Origin of the sequence: Cupriavidus numazuensis, from assembly GCF_905397435.1 — a bacterium.
Lineage (GTDB): Bacteria > Pseudomonadota > Gammaproteobacteria > Burkholderiales > Burkholderiaceae > Cupriavidus > Cupriavidus numazuensis.
This window is the reverse complement of sequence record NZ_CAJPVI010000013.1, coordinates 1-21770: the sequence shown is the minus strand read 5'-3', so window position 1 is coordinate 21770 and position 21770 is coordinate 1. Positions and strand designations below refer to the sequence as shown.

20 protein-coding genes are annotated in these 21770 nt (G+C 64.4%); 3 read left to right on the top strand and 17 right to left on the bottom strand.

Translation table 11 applies throughout. From position 1 onward, the window contains the following. Nucleotides 1-180 precede the first annotated feature (180 nt). Complete coding sequence (ppsR, locus tag KHO41_RS12295) at nucleotides 181-1086, top strand: posphoenolpyruvate synthetase regulatory kinase/phosphorylase PpsR (protein ID WP_244873807.1); 906 nt, start codon at nucleotides 181-183, stop codon at nucleotides 1084-1086. On the opposite strand, the gene KHO41_RS12290 is transcribed toward ppsR, so the two are convergent. The 16 genes from KHO41_RS12290 to rpsB all read right to left on the bottom strand — a co-directional run bounded on the left by KHO41_RS12290 (nucleotide 1080) and on the right by rpsB (nucleotide 17245). After that, nucleotides 1080-1865, bottom strand: coding sequence for a TrmH family RNA methyltransferase (locus KHO41_RS12290; RefSeq protein ID WP_211953558.1), 786 nt, complete (start codon nucleotides 1863-1865; stop codon nucleotides 1080-1082). The two genes, ppsR and KHO41_RS12290, sit on opposite strands and share 7 nt — an antisense overlap. A gap of 28 nt (nucleotides 1866-1893) precedes the next feature. Then, entirely contained in the window at nucleotides 1894-2550 is a 657-nt protein-coding gene (gene rnhB / locus KHO41_RS12285) for a ribonuclease HII (protein ID WP_211953557.1), read from the bottom strand. Further along, the gene (gene lpxB, locus KHO41_RS12280) at nucleotides 2550-3683 is read right to left on the bottom strand and encodes a lipid-A-disaccharide synthase (RefSeq protein ID WP_376988893.1); all 1134 of its coding nucleotides are present in this window, start codon (nucleotides 3681-3683) and stop codon (nucleotides 2550-2552) included. The genes rnhB and lpxB overlap by 1 nt, the downstream gene beginning before the upstream one ends. A gap of 88 nt (nucleotides 3684-3771) precedes the next feature. Next, on the bottom strand, nucleotides 3772-4575 hold the full coding sequence (lpxA, locus tag KHO41_RS12275; protein WP_211953555.1) for an acyl-ACP--UDP-N-acetylglucosamine O-acyltransferase: 804 nt from the start codon (nucleotides 4573-4575) through the stop codon (nucleotides 3772-3774). Between the two features lie 129 nt (nucleotides 4576-4704). Further along, nucleotides 4705-5157 carry a 3-hydroxyacyl-ACP dehydratase FabZ gene (gene fabZ, locus KHO41_RS12270; protein WP_011298033.1) on the bottom strand — a complete coding sequence of 151 codons (453 nt, stop codon included), beginning with the start codon at nucleotides 5155-5157 and terminating at the stop codon, nucleotides 4705-4707. A gap of 10 nt (nucleotides 5158-5167) precedes the next feature. Continuing rightward, the gene (lpxD, locus tag KHO41_RS12265) at nucleotides 5168-6256 is read right to left on the bottom strand and encodes a UDP-3-O-(3-hydroxymyristoyl)glucosamine N-acyltransferase (protein ID WP_211953554.1); all 1089 of its coding nucleotides are present in this window, start codon (nucleotides 6254-6256) and stop codon (nucleotides 5168-5170) included. A 34-nt stretch (nucleotides 6257-6290) separates the two neighbouring features. Continuing rightward, nucleotides 6291-6818 (bottom strand): OmpH family outer membrane protein, encoded by a 528-nt coding sequence (locus tag KHO41_RS12260; protein ID WP_011298035.1) that lies wholly within the window; start codon nucleotides 6816-6818, stop codon nucleotides 6291-6293. A gap of 21 nt (nucleotides 6819-6839) precedes the next feature. Then, on the bottom strand, nucleotides 6840-9194 hold the full coding sequence (gene bamA, locus KHO41_RS12255; protein WP_211953553.1) for an outer membrane protein assembly factor BamA: 2355 nt from the start codon (nucleotides 9192-9194) through the stop codon (nucleotides 6840-6842). A gap of 98 nt (nucleotides 9195-9292) precedes the next feature. Beyond that, nucleotides 9293-10684 (bottom strand): RIP metalloprotease RseP, encoded by a 1392-nt coding sequence (gene rseP / locus KHO41_RS12250; RefSeq protein WP_211953552.1) that lies wholly within the window; start codon nucleotides 10682-10684, stop codon nucleotides 9293-9295. 104 nt (nucleotides 10685-10788) lie between these two features. Beyond that, nucleotides 10789-11976 (bottom strand): 1-deoxy-D-xylulose-5-phosphate reductoisomerase, encoded by a 1188-nt coding sequence (gene ispC / locus KHO41_RS12245; RefSeq protein WP_211953551.1) that lies wholly within the window; start codon nucleotides 11974-11976, stop codon nucleotides 10789-10791. Between the two features lie 17 nt (nucleotides 11977-11993). Further along, the gene (locus KHO41_RS12240) at nucleotides 11994-12815 is read right to left on the bottom strand and encodes a phosphatidate cytidylyltransferase (protein ID WP_211953550.1); all 822 of its coding nucleotides are present in this window, start codon (nucleotides 12813-12815) and stop codon (nucleotides 11994-11996) included. 39 nt (nucleotides 12816-12854) lie between these two features. Continuing rightward, nucleotides 12855-13625, bottom strand: a complete 771-nt coding sequence (gene uppS / locus KHO41_RS12235) for a polyprenyl diphosphate synthase (protein WP_041679969.1) — start codon at nucleotides 13623-13625, stop codon at nucleotides 12855-12857. Nucleotides 13626-13673: 48 nt separating this feature from the next. Next, complete coding sequence (gene frr / locus KHO41_RS12230; RefSeq protein ID WP_211953549.1) at nucleotides 13674-14234, bottom strand: ribosome recycling factor; 561 nt, start codon at nucleotides 14232-14234, stop codon at nucleotides 13674-13676. 108 nt (nucleotides 14235-14342) lie between these two features. Next, nucleotides 14343-15053, bottom strand: a complete 711-nt coding sequence (gene pyrH, locus KHO41_RS12225; protein ID WP_011298042.1) for a UMP kinase — start codon at nucleotides 15051-15053, stop codon at nucleotides 14343-14345. 273 nt (nucleotides 15054-15326) lie between these two features. Further along, nucleotides 15327-16205, bottom strand: coding sequence for a translation elongation factor Ts (gene tsf / locus KHO41_RS12220; RefSeq protein WP_211953548.1), 879 nt, complete (start codon nucleotides 16203-16205; stop codon nucleotides 15327-15329). Between the two features lie 296 nt (nucleotides 16206-16501). Beyond that, nucleotides 16502-17245, bottom strand: coding sequence for a 30S ribosomal protein S2 (gene rpsB / locus KHO41_RS12215; RefSeq protein ID WP_211953547.1), 744 nt, complete (start codon nucleotides 17243-17245; stop codon nucleotides 16502-16504). A 342-nt stretch (nucleotides 17246-17587) separates the two neighbouring features. On the opposite strand from rpsB, the gene map reads away from it, so the two are divergent. Together map and KHO41_RS12205 are read left to right on the top strand one after the other, a co-directional pair. After that, nucleotides 17588-18406, top strand: a complete 819-nt coding sequence (map, locus tag KHO41_RS12210; RefSeq protein ID WP_211953546.1) for a type I methionyl aminopeptidase — start codon at nucleotides 17588-17590, stop codon at nucleotides 18404-18406. A 77-nt stretch (nucleotides 18407-18483) separates the two neighbouring features. Next, on the top strand, nucleotides 18484-21066 hold the full coding sequence (locus tag KHO41_RS12205) for a [protein-PII] uridylyltransferase (RefSeq protein ID WP_211953545.1): 2583 nt from the start codon (nucleotides 18484-18486) through the stop codon (nucleotides 21064-21066). On the opposite strand, the gene KHO41_RS12200 is transcribed toward KHO41_RS12205, so the two are convergent. Continuing rightward, on the bottom strand, nucleotides 21027-21770 hold a 744-nt coding region (locus KHO41_RS12200), incomplete at its 5' end, for a hypothetical protein (RefSeq protein WP_211953544.1). The genes KHO41_RS12205 and KHO41_RS12200 overlap by 40 nt on opposite strands.

Here is a 21770-nt window from a genome sequence, read left to right as displayed (position 1 = left end):
TCTGAGGGGAATTGCGTCTTGTGGCTTTCGTCTCGCAGCGCACATTGTCGACAATTCCACGCGGGATAACCGCACGGGCAAAGGCCCGGCAGAATTGCTTAGCGAAAAGATCGCCGCTATTCTACCGTGCTGCGCCGCACTTTTCTGCGGAACGTTGAATCTAATTTATTCTGCTCGCCCATGCCTGAGCCAGTCGCGCCGGACGGCGCCCACCCGGCCAATGCCGGTGCAACGCCGCCGTCTCCCCAACCTCCAGCGAGCGATCGCCCCGCCACCCGCACGGTCTTCATTGTGTCTGACGGAACCGGCATTACCGCCGAAACGTTCAGCCATTCGATCCTGGCACAGTTCGAAATGCGTTTCCGCAAGGTGCGCATGCCGTTCGTCGATACCCCGGAAAAGGCACATATCGCCGTCGGCAAAATCAACGAAGCGTTCCACGCCGAAGGGGTGCCGCCCATCGTCTTCACCACGCTCGTCAACCAGGAAGCGAACAAGGCACTGCGCCGCGCCAAGGCGATGATCCTGGACATGTTCCAGACCTTCATCGAACCGCTGGAAAAGGAACTCGGGCTCAAGTCGACGCATGCGATCGGCCGCTTCCACCAGAATGCGGACACCGAGGCCTACAAGAATCGCATCGAGGCCATCAACTTCTCGCTTGCGCATGATGACGGCCAATCACACAAGAACCTCCAGGAGGCTGATGTGATCCTGGTTGGCGTCTCGCGCAGCGGCAAGACGCCGACCAGCCTCTACCTGGCCATGCAGTACGGCCTGAAAGCCGCGAACTATCCGCTGATCCCCGATGATTTCGAGCGTGGCAAGCTGCCGAAGGCGCTGTACGACTACAAGCCCAAGATTTTCGGCCTGTCGATCGACCCGCAGCGCCTCACGGAGATCCGTAATGAGCGCCGCCCGGGCAGCAAGTACGCCGCGATCGAGAACTGCCGCTACGAGGTCAACGAGGCCGAGGCCATGATGCGGCGGGAAGGCATCAAGTGGCTGTCCTCGACGCACAAGTCGATCGAGGAAATCGCCACGACCATCCTGCAGGAAATCAAGGTCGACCGCGACAACTACTGAGCGCCGCGCCGCTGCCGCACTGCCTCGAACAGGCAGATCGCGGTGGCGGCGCCAACATTCAGCGACTCCAGGCCGCCCGGCTGCGGAATGCCGACGGTGCGCGAAACGTGCTCCATCCAGGCATCGCTGACGCCGGCGCCCTCGTTCCCGACGATCCAGGCCACGGGGCCGCGCAGGTCGGTGTCGAACACCGCGGCATCCGCATGCGACGACGTCGCCAGCAACGGCACCGCGAGCCGCGGCGCAAGCATGTCGATCGTGCAGTGCTCGACAATGTTCAGGTGGAAATTGGCGCCCATGCCAGCGCGCAGCGTCTTGATCGACCATGCGAACGCGCAGCCGGTGCCGAGAAACGCGTGACGGATGCCGGCCGCTGCGGCGCTGCGCAGGATCGACCCGACATTGCCTGCATCCTGCAGCCCGTCGAGGATGATGCAGTCTTCCTCGATACGCGCCGGCAAGTGCCCTGCCGGCGTCTCGATCACGAGCATCAGGTCGATGCCGTTCACCACGCCGGAGATCTGCGTGAACAACGCATCGGCCAGCACCACGACCCGCTGGCTGTCGACCGCAGCCAGCAGCGGCGCCACTTCGGCATGATCGTAGTGGTGCTCCGACACCACACAACTCACCGGCTGCCCCAATGCCGCGACATAGGCCTGCGCGAGATGCACGCCATCGAGCAGCGACTGGCCTGCCTTGCGACGCTGGTGTGTCGACGTAGCCAGGGCCTTCAGATGTTTGAACAGCGCGTTGTCGCGCGATGTGACGTGCTTCACAGGAGTGGATCTCGGTTCGCGCCCGGCGTCAGAAGGCCACCAGGCCTCGGGCAATAGCCTCGCGCACTGGCGCGAACGAACGCCGGTGGTGCGGCGTGGCGCCGAATTGCGCCAGCGCGGCAAGATGCTGCGGTGTCGGATAGCCGGAATGCGCGTCGAAGCCGTACTGCGGATAGACTTCGTGCAGCGTCAGCAGCTCCCGGTCGCGTGCCACCTTGGCCAGGATGGACGCCGCCGAGATCGCCTTGACCAGCGAGTCGCCCTTGACGATCGCTTCGACCGGAAACGGCACCTGCGGGCAGCGGTTGCCGTCCACTTGGACCAGGTCCGGCGTGACGCCCTTCTCGGCCAGCCCCTGCACCGCGCGTTGCATCGCGAGCATCGAGGCATGAAGGATGTTCAGCGTATCGATTTCCTCGACGGTGGCGAACGAGATATGCCAGCCGAGCGCGCGCTCACAGATCTTGTCGTAAAGCTCTTCACGCTTCCTCGCGGTGAGGATCTTGGAATCCGCCAGTCCGCGGAGCATTGGCCTGGACGGATCGAACACCACCGCGGCGGCATACACCGGACCGGCCAGCGGCCCACGGCCAGCCTCGTCAACGCCGCACAGGAACTGGACGCTTGCCGCCACCGGCGCAAGGTCGAGCCCCATCTGCGGAGACGGAAGTTTTCCGCGCGCCATCAGACCAGCCCCCGCGTGCGCATCAGGTCGACGACCACATCGGCGGCCAGCTGTGCCGTATTGCACTTGAGCGTTTCGTGCATCCGCGTGAAGTGTTCGTACAGGAAGGCGATATTGCCCTGGTCATTGAGCTGCAGCAGCGTCTCGCGCGCGAGCGCTTCCGGCGTGGCGTCGTCCTGCAGCAGTTCGGGCACGACGAAGCGCCCCGACAGGATATTCGGCAAGCCCACATACGGCAGGTAACCCTGCCGCTTCATGATCTGCGCGGTCAGCCAGGGCACCTTGTAGGAGATCACCATCGGCTTCTTGTAGAGCGCCGCTTCGAGCGTCGCGGTACCACTGGCCAGTAGCACCACGTCGGCCGCTTCCATCGCCTGATGCGAGTTGCCGTCGACGATGGTCAACCGAAGCTCGGGGTACTGCTGATGCAACTCCTCGACGATGGCGCGCAAGGGGGCGCTGGCCGCAGGCAGCACGAACGCCAGGTTCGGGTCCATGCGGTGCATTCGCGCCATGGCAGCGAAGAATGTCGCGCCGAGGTTGCGAACCTCGGACTGCCGGCTGCCCGGCAATACGGCCACGACGCGGCAGCCGGCCGGCAAGTCCAGCGCGGCGCGCGCGCCCGCAACATCCGGCACCATCGGGATCACGTCCGCCAGCGGATGGCCCACATAGGTCGCAGGAATGCCGGCCTTGGCGTAGATCTCGGGTTCGAACGGGAACAGGCAGAGGATGTGGTCCACTGCGCGCGCGATGGTACGAATGCGCCCGCCCCGCCAGGCCCAGATCGACGGGCTGACGAAATGGACCACCGGAATTCCGGCACGCCGCAGCGGCACCTCGAGCCCGAAATTGAAGTCCGGCGCATCCACGCCGATGAAGCACAGCGGTGGATTCGCCAGCAGCGAATCACGGACGGCACGGCGCGTGGCCAGGATCTCGCGCAGCGAGCCCAGCACCTCGACGTAGCCATTGACCGACAGCGTCTCCATCGGCCAGTGCGAAACAAAACCCTCGGTCATCATGCGCTTGCCGCCAATGCCGGCATAGCTGACCGTATCGCCGAGGCGGGCCTTGAGCCCGCCCAGCATCAGCGATGCCAGCAGGTCGCCGGAAGCTTCGCCGGCCACCATGGCAATCGTGCCACGCTGGCTGGCATTGGTCCCGGTACCAGCAGGCAATGTGCCCCGAATCGCGGCGTCGACCATGTCCGGGCCAGTCTCAGCGCACGATGCCGCGCTGAGTAGCGGCGATGAAGTCGAGGAATGCGCGCAGTGGCTCTGCCGTGCTTGCATCGGCCTGGGCCAAGAGCCCGCCGATCTCGTTGCGCGCATCATCGAAGCTCAGATCCGACTTGTAAAGCAGCTTGTAGGCCTGACGCAGGCCGGCAATCTGCCCCGCGTCGAAACCGCGGCGGCGCAGGCCTTCGACGTTGATGCCGTGCGGCGTAGCCTTGTTACCGCTCTTGTCGCTTGCGGCGATCACGAACGGCGGCACGTCCTGCACCAGCGCCGACGCGCCACCGAGCATCGCATGCGCGCCGATGCGCACGAACTGGTGCACCCCGCTCATGCCGCCGAGGATGGCCCAGTCGCCCACTTCCACGTGGCCCGCGATCTGCGCATTGCTCGAGAACACCGTGTGGTTGCCCACCGTGCAGTCATGCGCGATGTGCACGTACGCCATGATCCAGTTGTCGCTGCCGATCGTGGTCACGCCGCGATCCTGCACCGTGCCGGTATGGATCGTAGTGAATTCGCGGATGGTGTTGCGGTCGCCGATGTCGAGCCGGGTCGGCTCGTTGCGGTACTTCATGTCCTGCGGCACGCCGCCCACGGAAGCGTAGGGGCCGATGTTGTTGCCCTCGCCGATGGTGGTGTATCCCTCCACCGTGGAGTGCGCGCCGATATTCGTGCCGCTGCCGATCCGCACATTCGGACCGACAATGGAAAACGGGCCGACGGTCACGTCGGCGGCAAGTTCTGCTTTCGGATCGACCAGTGCGGTGGGATGGATTTGCGTCATACGTCCTGTCCTGTGGGTCTGGTGTCTGGGGGCCGGGGGGCTGGGCCGCCCGGCCCAGGAATGGCGGCATTTGGTGGCCGTTCGTGGCCTTCCGCCGCCTTGCCCGCGGCGCTGCCGCGGGCGCGGGACTCAGGCGTCAGCCTGCTTGACCGTGCACATCAGTTCCGCTTCGCACGCGACTTTTTCGTCCACCGTGGCGAATGCCTTGAACTTCCAGATGCCGCGGATATAGCGCTCCACGGTCACGTTCATGTGCAGCTGGTCGCCCGGATAGACGACCTGCTTGAAGCGCGCGCCATCAATGCCGACGAAGTAATACAGCGCGCCTTCCTTGCGCTCCATGTCCGCGCCAAAGGTCAGCAGGCCGGCGGACTGTGCCAGTGCTTCCAGGATCATCACGCCGGGCATCACCGGTTGTCCCGGAAAATGCCCCTGGAAGAACGGCTCATTGATCGTGACGTTCTTCAGCGTCTTGATCCGCTTCTGCGGTTCGAATTCGAGCACACGGTCCACCAGCAGCATCGGATAGCGATGCGGCAGCAGTTTCAGGATCTGGCGGATGTCGATTTCGGCGGCGGTCATGATGTTTCTCTTAGTCTTGTGAGGTTTGGGTCCCGGCGGACTGGCCGCGCAGGCGGCGCTCCAGTTGCATGACGCGTTCACGCAGCTTGGTCAGGCCGCGCACGATGGCGGCATTGCGCTCCCATTCGCCATGCGGCAGGAACGGGAACACGCTGGTGAAGTGGCCACCGGGCTTGGTAATGGATTTGGTGATCGAAGTCCCACCGGACACCGTGGTGCGGTCGGCAATCTTCAGGTGCCCCGAAAAATTCGCGGCGCCGCCGATCACGCAGAACCGGCCGATATGCGTACTGCCCGAGACGGCGGCGCATCCGGCAATCACGGTATGCGCGCCGACCCGCACGTTGTGCGCGATCTGGACCTGGTTGTCGATCTTGCAGCCGTCTTCGATCACGGTGTCCGCCATGGCGCCGCGGTCGATGGCGGTATTGGCGCCCACTTCGACATCGTTGCCGAGCACGGCGCGGCCGGTCTGCGGAATCTTCACGTATTCGACACCCGTGGGACCGATGTCCGGCGCAAAGCCGAACCCGTCCGCACCGATCACGACCCCGCTGTGCAGGATCGCGCGCGCGCCAACCACGCAATGGTGGTAGACCGAGACATTGGCGTAGAGCAGCGAGTCGTCGCCGATCTCGGCATGCGCGCCGACGAAGCTGTTCGCCACAATGCGCACGCGCTCGCCGATACGCGCACCGGATTCGATGACCACGTTCGGGCCGATAAAGCACGAAGCGGGAACCGTGACATCCGCGGCAACGCTGGCACGCGGATCGATACCTGTGCGTGCGTCCTGGTTGGCCTTGTCGAACCGCTGCGCAATCTTCGCGAAGCACACATACGGATTGCGCGCTACGAGCCAGTTGCGGCCGTCGGCCTGCCCCTCGGCGCGGATGCGCTCCAGGTCCGCCGCGGACACGATCACAGCGCCAGCCGCGGACGACAGCGCCTGTGCAAGGTACAGCGGATTGGAGAGGAACGAGAGTTCGCCGGAACCGGCCTGATCCAGCGGAGCCAGGCCGATGATCACGAGGTCGGGATCACCCACAACCTGCGCGCCGTTCTCGGTGGCGAGCTGCCCCAGTGTGGGTGTCTGCATGGCGGTACTTCCTGAAAAAAGAACGGCCAGCGGCTTACTTGCCGCCCGCGTTCAGCGCCTTCATCACATCATCCGTGATGTCGATGCGCGGGTTCACGTACACCGCTTCCTGCACGATCAGATCGTACTTGCGCTGCTCGGCAAGCGAGCGGATCACACGGTTGGCGCGTTCGAGCACCTGAGCCAGCTCCTCGTTGCGGCGCTGGTTCAGGTCTTCACGGAATTCGCGCTGCTTGCGCTGGAATTCGCGGTCAAGGTCCGCGACTTCGCGCTGGCGGCGCTGGCGGTCCGAATCGGCCAGCACGGCCGTATCCTTGTCCAGCTTGTCGGCCATACCCTTGATCTTCTGGGCCATGTCCTGCAGTTCGCGGTCGCGCTTGGAGAATTCCTGCTCCAGCTTGACCTGAGCCGCCTTGGCGGGCTGCGAATCGCGCAGGATGCGCTCGGAATTCACGGCGGCAATGCGGGCTTCCTGAGCCATTGCCGGCGCCGCGGCACACAGCGCCGCAGCAGCCACGGCGGCGGCGCTCAGGGATTTGACCAGTTTGGATTTTGTATTCATGAAACAGATCCTTTTACAGAATCAGAACGCAGTGCCGATCTGGAACTGGAAGCGCTGAACCTTGTCGGTACTATCCTTCTTCAGCGGGAAGCCCATGCTGATCTTCAGCGGACCGATCGGCGACAACCACGACATACCGAAACCGGTGGAGTACTTCAGCTCGCTGAACGACAGCGGCGCACCTTCCTGATACACGTTACCGAAGTCGAAGAACGTGAACAGGCGCAGCGTACGATCCACACCCGAACCCGGCAGCGGGAAGATGAATTCGACGTTGCCGATCATCTTGGACGCGCCGCCGACAGGGTTGCCGTTCTGGTCCTTCGGACCCAGCGTGCTGGTCTGGTAGCCACGCACCGAGCCGATACCACCGGCATAGAAGTACTTGTACACCGGGAACGGCGTGTTGCCGTAGCCGTGACCGTAGGCGACTTCACCGTTAAGGGCCAGCGTGAAGGCCTTCGAAATCGGGTAGAAGTACTGCTGCTGGACGCTGGCACGGTAGTACTGCACGTCCCCGCCCGGGATGCCGACTTCCAGGTTGGCCTGGGTGTAGGGGCCCTTGGTCGGAACGAGTGCGGAGTCGCGGCGGTCGCGCGCCCAGCCGATCGTGAACGGGAAGTTGTTGATCGGCGAAGCCGTGCCCACCGTCTGGCCAGGCGACATCTTGCCGATGTCCTGCAGGAACTTCACGTACTGGGACGGCGTATTCGGCGACACCGAGATACGAGTCCACTCGTAGCCGATGCCGAAGAACACGGTGTCGACTTCCGAGAACGGCACGCCGAACTTGAAGCCGCCGCCGGCCGTTTCGATCTTGTAGTCCTGGTCGCCCGTGTAGTACAGCGGGCGGGACGTACGGTAGTAGATGTCGGTCGAGCGGCTGATGCCGTCCACCGTGAAATACGGGTCGTACTGCGTCAGCGCAATGGTACGGAACGACTTGGCGGTGTTCACGTCCAGACCCAGGCTGGTACCCGAACCGAACACGTTGTCCTGGCGCAGGCCGGCCTGCAGCACCAGCTTGTCCGTGGACGAGAAGCCCACACCCAAGCTGATCTGGCCGGTCGGCTTTTCGGTCACGTTGACGTTCACATCGACCTGGTCAGGCGCGCCCGGCACGTCTTCGGTGGTGATGTTGGTGTCGGTAAAGTAGCCCGTGCGGTTGATACGCGCCTGCGACTGCGTCAGCTTCTCGCTGTCGAACCACGAGCTTTCCATCTGCCGCATTTCACGGCGCACCACTTCGTCGCGGGTCTTGCTGTTGCCGACCACGTTGACGCGGCGCACATACACGCGGCGGCCCGGGTCGACCATCAGCGTCAGCGCAACTTCGCGCTTTTCCTGGTCGATTTGCGGCTGCGGGTTGATCGTGGTGAACGCGTAGCCATAAGTGCCGAGCAGGTCGGTAATGGACTTGGTGCTTGCTGTCAGCTTCTCGGACGAGAAAATATCGCCCTTCTTCAGCTGCAGCAGTTTTTCCATTTCCTCCTGCTTGCCGAGCAGTTCGCCGGCCAGGCGGATATCGGACACCTTGTACTGTTCGCCTTCCTTGATGTTCAGCGTCAGGTAGATGTCCTTCTTGTCCGGCGTGATCGATACCTGCGTCGACTCGATGGCGAATTCCAGGTAGCCGCGGTTCAGGTAGTACGAACGCAGTGCTTCCAGGTCAGCCGTGAGCTTCTGCTTGGAATAGAGGTCGTTCTTGGTGTACCAGGACAACCAGTTCGGCGTGGAAAGCTGCATCTCGTCGCGCAGCGTGCCTTCCTTGAAAGCCTTGTTGCCGACGATATTGATCTGCTTGATCTTGGCGACGGGGCCTTCTTCCACGTTGAACACCACCGACACGCGGTTGCGGTCCACCGGCGTCACCGTGGTCTGCACGTCAGCCGCGTAGTAGCCGCGGGCCACGTACTGGCGCTTGAGTTCCTGCTCGGCCTTGTCGATCAGGGCCTTGTCGTAGTAACGCGCTTCAGCAACGCCCACGGCACGCAGCGAGCGGCGCAGCGTGTCCTTGTCGAATTCCTTGATGCCGACGAACTCGAGCTGCGAAATGGCAGGACGCTCTTCGACCTGCACGACCAGCACGCCCTCTTCGGCGCGGATCTGCACGTCCTTGAAGAAACCGGTGTTATACAGCGCGCGGATAGCGTCGGCGCCCTTGTCGTCGGTGAACGTTTCGCCGACGCGGACGGGAAGGTAGCCGAAGACCGTACCAGGTTCCACGCGTTGCAGGCCCTCAACGCGGATGTCCTTGACGACAAACGGATCGGCGGCCCAGCCCGCCGGGCTCCAGGCTGCAATAACGGCACTCGCGAGCAAGCCCAGCGAGACGCGCTTATGTCTGATCAATCTTGATCCCCTCTTTGATTCCATCCAGGATTGCGCTCCGATGCTTCGTGGGACTGCGCCTGTCAATAGCATCCCGGGCGACGGTGTCGGCAACACGATCGCCCTGTTTGCCAGTACTGCTCCTAGCCATTGGCCAGGAACATCCGGCTGACGTCATTGAACAAAGCGAGCGAAGTCAGGAGCAAGATGCAGGCGATGCCTACCTTCTGCAGCATTGCCTGCCAGTGGTCTGGGACGGGCCTGCCAGTCAAAAATTCCACGCAATAATACAGCAAATGCCCCCCGTCCAGAACCGGAATAGGTAACAAATTCAGCACGCCGAGGCTGACGCTGACCAGCGCCAGGAAGCTGACGAAGGCCTGCAGCCCGAGGTGGGCGGCACGTCCGGCGTAGTCCGCCACGGTCAGCGGGCCGCTCAGATTCTGCAGCGAAGCCTGCCCGATCAGCATCTTTCCGAGCAACTTCAGCGACAACGCGCTGGTGTTCCAGACCTGCCCGACGGCACGGCCCAGGGCCTGGACCGGGGCGTAGCGGACGGTCTCCATCTCCACCGCCTGGCTCAGTGCCGCGCCCAGCTTGCCGGCCGGCGCCGCACCGGACGCCTCGCCCTCCCGGGGCGGTGTGGTATCAAGCGTGACGGGGATATCCAGCCGTTGGCCGTTGCGTTCGATGCCAAGCGCCACGCGCTGGCCCGGCTGCGCCCGCACCGCCTTGATCAGTTCCGCGGCCTGCGTCAGCGGCTTGCCCTGCCATGCGACCACCCGGTCGCCAGCCTTCAGCCCGGCGCGTTCAGCAGCGGAACCAGCCATGACCTCGGTGATCGTCACCGGGCCGCCCTTGAGCGAAAGGCCTAGCGTGGCCAGCGGATCCTGCTCCGGGTTGCTCCCGGTGCTGGGCAGCCGCGCCAGCGTCAGGTCCCGCTCGCTGCCATCGGATCCGCGTACACGCAGCACCGCGCGGGCATCGCCGAACCCTTCGGCAAATACCGCCATACGCAGTTCGTTCCAGGAGCGCACGGCCTCTTCCCTGCCGTTGGCCTGCAACGACAGCACCCGGTCGCCCTCACGCACACCGGCCTCGGCGGCCATGGTGCCGGCAGCGGGCGTTGCCAGGATCGGCGCCGGCTCGCGCATGCCGCCGGTAAAAAGACCGAAATACAGCACGATCGCCAGCGCAAAGTTGGCCAGCGGTCCGGCGGCGACAATGATGAAGCGCTTCCCGACGGACTGACGGTTGAACGCGCGCGGCAGTTCCGCCGGGTCGATCGGCGCATCGTGCTCAGGGTCCCGTTCACGCTCGTCGAGCATCTTGACGTAGCCGCCAAGCGGAATGGCCGCGACGGTCCATTCGGTGTGGTCCCGTCCCTTGGAAATCCAGCGCAGCAGCGGCCGGCCGAAGCCGATCGAAAATCGCAGCACCTTGACTCCGCAAGCGCGCGCGGCAAGGTAGTGCCCCATTTCGTGGACGAAGATCAGTACACAGAGGGCGACGACAAAAGCGATTACGGTTTGCATGGCGGGTCGTCAGGAAAGTTGGCCGGGCCGCACGGCAGGTCGCCATGGCATAGGCGCCGGTCGCGGCGGCAATGCCATTGTCGCAGATGCCACGGGCCCCACCGTCAGCGGACGGCGCTTGTTGTCACGTCCTGCAGACATGCACGCGCGGACTGTCGCGCCAACTGGTCGGCATCGAGCACGCATTCGAGCGAGTCCGCCGCACCATGGGGTGCTTTTTCCAGCACGTTGCCGACGATCCTGGCGATGTCGGTGAAGCGGATGCCTCCCTGCAGGAATGCTTCGACAGCCACCTCATTCGCGGCATTGAGCACGGCGGGCGCCACACCGCCGGCACGCAGCGCGTCGAAGGCAAGCGCCAGGCAAGGAAAGCGCACCAGATCCGGCTTCTCGAAATTCAGGGCCCCGGCGAGCGTCAGGTCGAGGGGAGAAACCCCTGCATCGATCCGCTCCGGATAGGCCAGCCCATAGGCGATCGGCGTGCGCATGTCGGGATTGCCGAGCTGGGCAAGCACCGATCCATCCCGATAGGCGACCATCGAATGCACGATACTCTGTGGATGAATCAGCACTTCGATGTGTTCGGCAGGTGCCTCGAACAACCAATGGGCCTCGATGACTTCCAGGCCCTTGTTCATCATGGTCGCCGAGTCCACCGAGATCTTGCGGCCCATCACCCAGTTCGGATGCGCGCAGGCCTGGTCCGGGGTGATGTCATGCAGTGTCGCCGGATCGCGCGTACGGAAGGGCCCGCCCGAAGCGGTCAGCACGACCTTGGCAACGCCTGCCCGATAACGCTGATCGTTCGCCGGCAGGCACTGGAAGATGGCATTGTGTTCGCTGTCGATCGGCAGCAGCGTGGCGCCATGTTCGCGCACCGCATCCATGAAGATGCGCCCGGACATGACCAACGCTTCCTTGTTGGCCAGCAGCACGCGCTTGCCGGCACGCGCCGCTGCCAGCGTCGGACGCAGCCCCGCTGCACCGACGATCGCGGCCATGACCGAATCGGTCTGCGCGTCACTGGCCACCGACTCCAGCGCGGCTTCGCCGTAGCTGACTTCGGTCGCGACACCGGCCGCGCGCAGCAGCGCTTCCAGTTCGGCTGCGGCTTCCGGCGTCCCGACCACAGCGCGGGCGGGACGAAACTCGATGCAACTCGCGGCGAGTTTCTGCACCTGACGGTGCGCAGTCAGGGCATGTACGGCATACCGGTCGGCATGGCGTCGCACCACATCAAGCGTGCTTTCGCCGATCGAGCCGGTAGCGCCGAGGATGGTAATTCGATGCATATCAGAACAGAGCGGCTTCAGAAATAGGTCACCATCAGCGCGGCCAGCGGGAATACCGGCACCAGCGCGTCAATGCGGTCCAGCACGCCGCCGTGGCCAGGCAACAGCCGGCTGCTGTCCTTCATGCCGACCTGCCGCTTGAGCAGCGACTCGAACAGGTCACCGACGATGCTCGCCGCAACCAGCAGCGTGGTCAAGAGCGCGACGAGCACGAGGCCACCGCGGTCGGCCATCACGGAGAACCAGGTCGGCGCAAAGGCATGCGTGGCGGCCAGGCCCAGGCCGATCAGCATGGCCAGCAGCCAGCCGCCGATCGCGCCCTCCCACGACTTGCCCGGGCTGATGGACGGGGCGAGCTTGCGCCGGCCGATGGCCTTGCCGACAAAATAGGCGCCGATGTCCGCAGCCCACACGAGCACGGCCGCTGTCAGCAGTACGCCAATGCCGGCGCCGCGCAGGATCATGGTGGCGTGCCCGAACGCGGGAAGCATGATGAGACCGAGGATGGCGCCCAGCACCGTGAACCCCGGCGTCGCAGTCCGCACGCCGCGCGCGAGCAGTATCAGCGCCACGCCCCAGCAAACCACGGCGGCTTCAAGCAGCCAGGTCAGGCCATGGCGGTCCGGCAGATCATGCCAGCCAATCAAGGCCAGCAGGCAGGCCACCGCATAGACGTACGGCCAGGCACCGCGCAGCCCGATGAGCCGCCCGAACTCCCAGCCGCCAAGCAGCACGATCACGGCGACCAGCCCGGCCAGCGCCGCGGGCGGCGCCAGGAACAGGATCGGCAGGATCAGCAGCAACAGGCACAGGGCGGTGATGACGCGGGTGAGAAGCATGCGCTGCTAGTCCCGTGGAAAGTTGGATTGGCCTGCCGTTCAGGCAGTACCGGACAGCCCCGGCGCCACCAGCTGAGCGCTGGTGCGGCCAAAGCGGCGTTCGCGCTGGCGGTACGAGGCAAAGGCCTTGTCCAGCTCGGCCGCGTCGAAGTCCGGCCAGAAGACATCGGTGAAGTACAGCTCCGAATAGGCGAGCTGCCACAACAGGAAATTGCTGATGCGCTGTTCACCGCCAGTGCGGATGAACAGGTCCGGCTCCGGCGCGTAGGACATCGCCAGGTGCGGCGCCAGCACCGATTCATCGATCGATTCCGGATCGAGCATTGGCGAGCGGGCCAGCATCTTGCGCATGGCCTGGAGCAGGTCCCAGCGGCCGCCGTAGTTGGCAGCAATGGTCACCGTCATGCCGGTGTTGCCGGCGGTGCGCGCCTCGGCATCCTTGATCAGTTGCTGGATGCGCGGGCTGAACCGGCCCAGATCTCCCACCACGCGCAGGCGGATGCTGTTCGCATGCATCTTGACCACCTCGCGGCGCAAGGCAGTCATGAACAGGCGCATCAGGAACGATACCTCGTCGGCAGGACGACGCCAGTTCTCGGAGCTGAACGCGAACAGCGTCAGGAACTGTACGCCGCGCGCGGCGCTGGCCTCGACCACGGCACGCACGGCATCGAGCCCGCGGCTGTGGCCGGCCACGCGCGGCAGATGGCGCTGAGTCGCCCAGCGGCCGTTGCCATCCATGATGATGGCAACGTGGCGGGGCACATAGGTACTGTCGGGGACGGCGAGCGTAGAACTGATGTGCTGCATGATGGCAGACGACACTGAAGGTCCCGGCGGCAAAGCGCCGGAAAACCGTCAGACCGTCATGATCTCCTTCTCTTTCTCGGCGACCATCTTGTCGATTTCCGCCACATACTTGTCGGTCAGCTTCTGCACGTCGTCCTGGCCGCGGCGCTCGTCGTCCTCGGAGATCGCCTTGTCCTTGACCAGCTTCTTGAACTGCTCGTTGGCATCGCGGCGCAGGTTGCGCACGGCGATCTTGGCGCCTTCAGCCTCGCCCTTGACGACCTTGGTCAGTTCCTTGCGGCGCTCTTCGGTCAGCGGCGGCATCGGCACGCGGATGACTTCGCCCATCGTAGCCGGGTTCAGGCCGAGGTCGCAGTCGCGGATCGCCTTCTCGACCGCGCCGACCATCTTCTTTTCCCACGGCTGCACGGTAATGGTGCGGGCATCGCCCAGGCCGACATTGGCCACCTGGCTGATCGGCACCATCGAACCGTAGTAGTCCACCTGCACGTGGTCGAGCAGGCCAACGTGGGCACGGCCGGTGCGGACCTTAGCCAGATCGGCCTTGAAGGCCTCGATCGACTTCTGCATCTTCTGCTCGACGCTCTTCTTGGTTTCGGCGACGCTCATGATTACCTCCGGAAATCAGCTACCAGGATCCCGTTATTCCGGGATCGAAAATGAATCATTCTACTCTTTGCCGGCCCGCGCAACAGATTCCGCGGCCGGCACCCGTCCTCAGACGTGGACCAGCGTACCTTCGTCCTCGCCCAGCACCACGCGCTTGAGCGCGCCCGGCTTCACGATCGAGAACACCTTGATCGGCAGCTTCTGGTCGCGGCACAGCGCGAACGCCGTGGCGTCCATGACCTGCAGATTGCGCGAGATGGCCTCGTCGAACGTGATCGTGGTGTAGCGCGTGGCGCTCGGGTCCTTTTTGGGGTCGGCCGTGTACACGCCATCCACCTTGGTCGCCTTGAGCACGATCTCCGCACCGATCTCCGCGCCACGCAGTGCCGCGGCGGTGTCGGTGGTAAAGAACGGATTGCCGGTACCGGCGGCAAAGATCACGACCTTGCCCTCTTCGAGCTGGCGGATCGCGCGCGGGCGGATGTAGGGTTCGACCACCTGGTCCATGCGCAGCGCGGACTGGACGCGGCCTTCGATATTGGCGTGGCGCATGGCGTCCTGCAGGGCCAGCGCGTTCATCATGGTGGCCAGCATGCCCATGTAGTCGGCCGTGGCGCGGTCCATGCCGGCAGCACCGCCCGCGACACCGCGGAAGATATTGCCGCCACCGATGACCACCGCCACCTGGACGCCGAGCTTCACGATTTCGGCGATATCGTTGACCATCCCTTCGATGGTGGCGCGGTTGATGCCGAAGGCATCATCGCCCATGAGGGCTTCACCGGAGAGTTTCAGTAGGACGCGCTTGTAGGCTGGCATATTCACCCTCGGACAGGAGCAAGGCTGCTCGATTTGAGACGTATTGTTTTGATACACCCGGGCGGCACGGCCGCGCGGATGCCGGAGATAACCGGTTTTCGGCGGCACCCGCGGCAGGCGGATGGCGCCGGAAACTGGCTGTTGCAGCAACATGCAGCCGGGGCTGCGGATTGCTGCTTCGGTCCCACTTACACAGAGGGGCACCTTGCGGCGCCCCTTCGGCATTATAGGCGGCGTGCCAACCCTGACGGGAGGCACCGGCCGCCCCGGACATCAGCCCTTCTGGGCAGCGGCCACCTGGGCGGCCACTTCGGCAGCGAAGTCGTCCTGCTTCTTCTCGATGCCTTCGCCCACCACGTACAGCGTGAAGCCCTTCACGGTCGTGTTGGCAGCCTTGAGCATCTGCTCGACGGTCTGCTTGTCGTTCTTCACGAACGGCTGGTTGAACAGCGACACTTCCTTCAGGTACTTCTGGACCGAACCTTCCACCATCTTGGCGGCGATTTCGGCCGGCTTGCCCGATTCGGCAGCCTTCTGCTCGGCGATGCTGCGCTCCTTGGCGATCAGGTCCGCGGGAACCTGGTCAGCCGACAGCGACACCGGCTTCATGGCGGCCACGTGCATGGCGACGTCCTTGGCGGGGGCTTCTTCACCGTCGAACTCGACCATCACGCCGATACGGGTGCCGTGCAGGTACGAAACCAGCTTGCCGCCATTGGCGTAGCGCACGAAGCGGCGGATCGTCAGGTTCTCGCCGATCTTGCCGATCAGGGCGGTACGGGTAGCTTCAACGCTCACGCCGTCGATTTCCAGCGCCGACAGGGCGGCCACGTCGGCCGGGTTCTGCTTGGCGATCAGCTCGGCAACCTTGGCCGAGAACGCCAGGAAGTCGTCGTTCTTGGAGACGAAATCGGTCTCGCAGTTCAATTCGACCAGAACACCGGTGGTGCCGTCGATGAACGAAGCGACCACGCCTTCAGCGGTCACGCGCGATGCAGCCTTGCTGGCCTTGTTGCCCAGCTTGACGCGCAGCAGCTCTTCAGCCTTGTTCAGATCGCCGTCGGCCTCGGTCAGGGCCTTCTTGCATTCCATCATCGGCGCGTCGGTCTTCGCGCGCAGTTCAGCCACCATGCTTGCGGTAATTGCCGCCATTTGTCACTCCTTGAATGGTTCGCGCCGGGTGCGCCAGTTTCCTGGCACGCAACCGGCCGGGGGGTGTACAGCTTCACCCGCGGCAGAGCTTGCCTGCGGCGGATGACAATCATTCGGATACTGCAAATTCAAAAAAAGGGGGCGCCGGATGTGCCCCCTTTTTCTTTCCAACTTGCCGAGGCCGGCTTTGACCGGCTCCGCGCAACGCCCCGCACCTTTTGTCAGGTCCGGTGGCCGATGCCTTGTGATCGTTCCGTGGCGATGCGCGTGATCGGGGTCCTCTCGGCAGCCGGCAATCAGCCTTCTTGCACTTCGACGAAATCGTCGCCGCCGCGAGCGGCTTCAACGACTTCCTGCACGGCGTTCGCACGGCCTTCCAGGATCGCGTCAGCCACGCCGCGCACGTACAGGGCCACAGCCTTGGACGAGTCGTCGTTGCCCGGGATCACGTAATCGATGCCTTCCGGCGAGTGGTTGGTATCAACCACGCCGATCACGGGGATGCCCAGCTTGTTGGCTTCGGTCACGGCGATCTTGTGGTAGCCGACGTCCACCACGAAGATGGCGTCAGGAATGCCGCCCATTTCCTTGATGCCGCCGATCGACTTTTCCAGCTTGATCATTTCGCGCTCGAACATCAGCGCTTCCTTCTTGCTCATGGTTTCCAGCGCGCCGGCTTCCTTGGCGGCTTCCATGTCCTTCAGGCGCTTGATCGAGGTCTTGACCGTCTTGAAGTTGGTCAGCATGCCGCCGAGCCAGCGGGCGTCGACGTAGGGCATGCCGGCACGGCCTGCTTCTTCAGCCAGGATTTCGCGCGACTGACGCTTGGTACCCACGAACATGATGGTGCCGCGATTGGCTGCCAGCTGACGCACGTACCTCAGTGCGTCCTGGAACATCGGCAACGTCTTTTCGAGGTTGATGATGTGGATCTTGTTGCGATGGCCGAAGATGAAGGGGGCCATCTTCGGGTTCCAGAAGCGGGTCTGGTGGCCGAAGTGGCAACCGGCTTCCAGCATTTCGCGCATGGTAACGGACATGTGATTCTCCAATAGGGTTCGGTCTGAAGTCCGCCCCGACATTCCTGAAAAGGAACACCCCGGATGGGCGGACCAGCGATTTCGTTCAGAATATTGACCCGACGCGGCAAATGCTGCACCGCAAACAAGTCAGCCCGCTATTCTAGCAATAAATGGGCGCACCACTCAAGCGGCCAGCAATTCTGCCGCGGCGAGCCGGGTGGACCGGGCAGCGCCTTTCATCTGACCCCGATTGCACGGCGGATCGCTGCGATCGGGCGCCGATGGTGCGATAATCCCACATTACCCTATCGATTCCGGCGCGGCCTGTGGCCTCGCCATCACTTATTCTGGCGAAGCAACATGAGCATCCACCTGAATACCGCCGAAGACGTCGCCCAAATGCGTGTGGCTTGCCGCCTTGCTTCGGAAGTCCTCGACTACATCACGCCGTTCGTGAAGGTTGGTGTGACGACCGGTGAACTCGACCGCCTGTGCCACGCCTACATGCGTGACGTCCAGGGCACCGTCCCGGCACCCCTCAATTATGCGCCCCCGGGCTACCCGCCCTTCCCCGGCGCGATCTGTACCTCGGTCAACGACGTGATCTGCCACGGCATTCCCGGCGACCGCGTGCTCAAGAGCGGCGATGCCATCAACCTTGACATCACGGTCATCACCAAGGAAGGCTACTACGGCGACAACAGCCGCATGTTCATCGTCGGCGAAGGCTCGATCCTCGCCAAGCGCCTGGCCCAGGTGACGTATGAATGCATGTGGAAGGGCATCGCACAGGTCCGCCATGGCGCGCGCCTCGGCGACATCGGCCACGCGATCCAGGTCCATGCCGAAGCGGCCGGCTACAGCGTGGTGCGCGAGTATTGCGGCCACGGCATCGGCAAGAACTTCCATGAAGATCCGCAGATCCTGCACTACGGCCGCGCGGGTACCGGCGCCGAGATCAAGGCAGGCATGATCTTCACGATCGAGCCGATGATCAACGCCGGCAAGCGCGACATCCGTACCATGCCCGACCAGTGGACGGTCAAGACCCGCGACCGCAGCCTGTCCGCGCAGTGGGAACATACGGTGCTCGTGACCGAAACCGGCTACGAGGTGCTGACGGTCTCCGCCGCCACGCCGGCGCCGCCCGCGTTCATTACTGAGTCGGTCGCGGCCTGAGCCGCAACATCGTTGGGGGGCGCCTGACCGGCGCCTTTCTTTTTCCAGCCGTGCCCACGAACCTTCCTGCCCTGCCCATGGACACCACGCCGGAACTCCTGCTCGCCGCGCGCGTTCGCGACCAGTTGAAAGCCGACAAGCAGGCCCTGTTTGCCGATTTTGACCTGTCGCCTCACGTAGGCACGCTGGTCACGCGTCTGCGACGCGCCGTGGATGCCGCGCTTGTCGAGGCATGGCGCGGGCTCGACATGCCTGCCGGCGCGGCGCTGGTGGCCGTCGGCGGATACGGTCGCGGAGAGCTGTTCCCATACTCCGACGTGGACGTGCTGCTGTTGCTGCCGTCCGAACCCAATGCCGAGACTGTGAGCCGGCTCGAACGGTTCATCGGCATGTGCTGGGATCTGGGGCTGGAGATCGGCTCGTCGGTGCGCACCGTGGAAGACTGCATCCGCGAGGCGCGTGCCGATATCACCATCCAGACCTCGCTGCTCGAAGCCAGGCTGCTGACCGGCGACCGCAAGCTGTTCGAGGCGCTGCGCAAGCAACACCAGGCCGATCTGGACCCGGCCGCATTCTTCCAGGCCAAGTTGCTGGAAATGCGCCAGCGCCACGCCAAGTACCAGGACACCCCATACGCGCTCGAGCCCAATTGCAAGGAAAGCCCGGGCGGCCTGCGCGATCTGCAGGTGATCCTGTGGATGACCAAGGCTGCCGGCCTCGGCGACAGCTGGAAAGAATTGTTCGAGCGGGGGCTGCTGACGCAGCGCGAAGCCCAGGAACTTTCGCGCAACGAACGCCTGCTCAAGACCATCCGCGCGCGCCTGCACCTGGTGGCCGGGCGCCGGCAGGACGTGCTGGTGTTCGATCTGCAGACCGCGCTGGCAGAATCGTTCGGCTATCGGCAGAACGCCAACAAGCGGGCCAGCGAGCAGCTCATGCGCCGGTACTTCTGGGCCGCCAAGGCGGTGACCCAGCTCAACAGCGTGCTGCTGCTCAATATCGAGGCGCTGCTGTTCCCGAGCGAATCGCAGGTGACGCGCGTGATCAACGAGCGCTTTGTCGAGCGCCAGGGCATGCTGGAGATCACGAGCGACAGCCTCTACGAAGACGACCCGCACGCGATCCTGGAGACCTTCCTGCTCTATGAGCGCACGCCGGGCATCAAGGGCCTGTCGCCGCGCACGCTGCGGGGTCTCTACAACGCGCGTACCGTGATGGATGCGCGCTGGCGCAAAGACCCCGAAAACCGCCGCCTGTTCCTGGCCATCCTGCAGGAGCCGCAGGGCATCACCCATGCGCTGCGCCTGATGAACCAGACCAGCGTGCTGGGCCGCTACCTGATCAATTTCCGGCGCATCGTGGGCCAGATGCAGCACGACCTGTTCCACGTCTACACCGTGGACCAGCACATCCTGATGGTGGTGCGCAATATGCGCCGCTTCGCGATTGTCGAGCACACGCACGAATTCCCGTTCTGCAGCCAGCTCATGGCGAGCTTCGACAAGCCGTGGGTGCTGTCGGTGGCGGCGCTGTTCCACGACATCGCCAAAGGCCGCGGCGGCGACCATTCGAAGCTGGGCACCGTGGATGCGCGCCGCTTCTGCAAGCAGCACGGCATCGGGCGCGAGGACGCCGACCTGATCTGCTGGCTGGTGGAGCACCATCTGACGATGAGTCACGTGGCGCAGAAGCAGGACCTGACCGATCCTGACGTCGTTCACGCGTTCGCGCGCGTGGTCGGCGACGAACGGCACCTGACGGCGCTATACCTGCTGACCGTGGCCGATGTCCGCGGCACCAGCCCCAAGGTCTGGAATGCCTGGAAGGGCAAGCTGCTAGAAGACCTGTACCGCATCACGCTGCGCGTGCTGGGCGGCGCCAGGGTCGATCCGCATTCGATCTGGGCGCAGCGCCAGGAAGAAACCATCTCGCAACTGCGCCTGAAGGCGTTTGACCCCGAACTGGGCAAACCGCTGTGGGCGCAACTCGACGTAGCCTTCTTCCTGCGCCACGATTCGCGCGACATCGCCTGGCTGACCCGTCACCTCTTCAACAAGGTCGACAGTCCGCTGCCGGTGGTCAAGGCACGCATCTCCCCGGCCGGAGAAGGCCTGCAGGTAGCCGTCTACGTCAAGGACCAGCCCGACCTCTTCGCACGCATCTGCGGCTACTTCGAGCGCAAGGCGTTCTCGATCCAGGATGCGAAGATCCACACGACACGCCATGGCTACGCGCTGGACACGTTCCAGGTCACGGACCCGGGCATGGCCGACGATGGCGGCAACTATCGCGACATCCTCGCGCTGGTCGAGCATGAACTCGGCGACCGGCTGCAGCAGCAGGCCGCGCTGCCGGAACCGAGCCAGGGCCGCCTGTCGCGCCAGTCGCGCAGCTTCCCGATCAAGCCGCGCGTGGACCTGCGGCCCGACGAACGCGGCCAGTATTACCTGCTGTCGCTGTCGGCCAATGACCGCACCGGCCTGCTTTACGCGATCACGCGCGTGCTGGCGAAACATCGCGTGTCCGTGCATACGGCGCGCATCAACACCCTTGGGGAACGCGTCGAAGACGTGTTCCTGGTCGACGGCAGCCGTCTGGCCGCCGACAACCGATTGCAGATTCAGCTTGAACAGGACTTGCTCGCCGCGCTGGAAATCTGATCCGGCCGCGCAGCATTGAAGATATGACCGACAGCAATTCGCCGAAGCGCAAGACGCTCGGCATCAAGCCGCCCGACGGCACCGCCACCCGCAAGCCGACCGGCAATCGGCCCGTGCGCGTCTCCGACCTGAACCGCAAGCGCGTGCAGGCCGTGGCCGAAGGGATCCGGCGCGCCCAGGGCGGCGCTGGCGCCAAGTCCGGCAAGGGTGGGATGCCTCCGGCCGACCCGGCAGCCGGCCGCGCTCCGCGGCCGGCGCGCGGCGACAGCGATCGCCCGCCGCGTCAAGGCCGTCCCGCCGATGGTGAGCGCCAGGCGCGGCCGCGCCGCTTTGATGACGACCAGTCGCGCCCTCGCCGCTTCGGCGACGATGACAACCGTCCGCGGCGATTCGGCAATGACGACCGCGCTCCGCGCAGGTTCGGCGATGATGAAGCCAGGCCGCGTCGCTTCAGCGACGACAACCGCCCGCAGCGCCCGCGGCGTCCCGAAGGCGGCGAACAGCCGCAGCGCCGCTTCCGCGATGACGAATCGCGGCCGCGTCGTTTCGGTGACGATGAGGCTCGCCCCCGCCGCTTCAGCGACGACAACCGTCCGCAGCGCCCGCGGCGTCCCGAAGGCGGCGAACAGCCGCAGCGCCGCTTCCGCGATGACGAATCGCGTCCGCGTCGTTTCGGCGACGATGAGGCACGCCCCCGCCGCTTC

Excerpts from the sequence above, each read along its gene's own strand:
- KHO41_RS12205 (WP_211953545.1), top strand. The coding sequence starts at position 18,484 with ATGGACACCACGCCGGAACTCCTGCTCGCCGCGCGCGTTCGCGACCAG.
- fabZ (WP_011298033.1), bottom strand. The coding sequence starts at position 5,157 with ATGACCGCCGCCGAAATCGACATCCGCCAGATCCTGAAACTGCTGCCG.
- lpxA (WP_211953555.1), bottom strand. The coding sequence starts at position 4,575 with ATGACGCAAATCCATCCCACCGCACTGGTCGATCCGAAAGCAGAACTT.
- KHO41_RS12240 (WP_211953550.1), bottom strand. The coding sequence starts at position 12,815 with ATGCTTCTCACCCGCGTCATCACCGCCCTGTGCCTGTTGCTGCTGATC.
- ppsR (WP_244873807.1), top strand. The coding sequence starts at position 181 with ATGCCTGAGCCAGTCGCGCCGGACGGCGCCCACCCGGCCAATGCCGGT.
- rnhB (WP_211953557.1), bottom strand. The coding sequence starts at position 2,550 with ATGGCGCGCGGAAAACTTCCGTCTCCGCAGATGGGGCTCGACCTTGCG.
- rseP (WP_211953552.1), bottom strand. The coding sequence starts at position 10,684 with ATGCAAACCGTAATCGCTTTTGTCGTCGCCCTCTGTGTACTGATCTTC.
- lpxB (WP_376988893.1), bottom strand. The coding sequence starts at position 3,683 with ATGGTGGCCGGCGAAGCTTCCGGCGACCTGCTGGCATCGCTGATGCTG.
- rpsB (WP_211953547.1), bottom strand. The coding sequence starts at position 17,245 with ATGTCCGTTACCATGCGCGAAATGCTGGAAGCCGGTTGCCACTTCGGC.
- KHO41_RS12260 (WP_011298035.1), bottom strand. The coding sequence starts at position 6,818 with ATGAATACAAAATCCAAACTGGTCAAATCCCTGAGCGCCGCCGCCGTG.
- frr (WP_211953549.1), bottom strand. The coding sequence starts at position 14,234 with ATGAGCGTCGCCGAAACCAAGAAGAGCGTCGAGCAGAAGATGCAGAAG.
- tsf (WP_211953548.1), bottom strand. The coding sequence starts at position 16,205 with ATGGCGGCAATTACCGCAAGCATGGTGGCTGAACTGCGCGCGAAGACC.
- bamA (WP_211953553.1), bottom strand. The coding sequence starts at position 9,194 with ATGGAATCAAAGAGGGGATCAAGATTGATCAGACATAAGCGCGTCTCG.
- uppS (WP_041679969.1), bottom strand. The coding sequence starts at position 13,625 with ATGCAGCACATCAGTTCTACGCTCGCCGTCCCCGACAGTACCTATGTG.
- ispC (WP_211953551.1), bottom strand. The coding sequence starts at position 11,976 with ATGCATCGAATTACCATCCTCGGCGCTACCGGCTCGATCGGCGAAAGC.
- map (WP_211953546.1), top strand. The coding sequence starts at position 17,588 with ATGAGCATCCACCTGAATACCGCCGAAGACGTCGCCCAAATGCGTGTG.
- pyrH (WP_011298042.1), bottom strand. The coding sequence starts at position 15,053 with ATGCCAGCCTACAAGCGCGTCCTACTGAAACTCTCCGGTGAAGCCCTC.
- lpxD (WP_211953554.1), bottom strand. The coding sequence starts at position 6,256 with ATGCAGACACCCACACTGGGGCAGCTCGCCACCGAGAACGGCGCGCAG.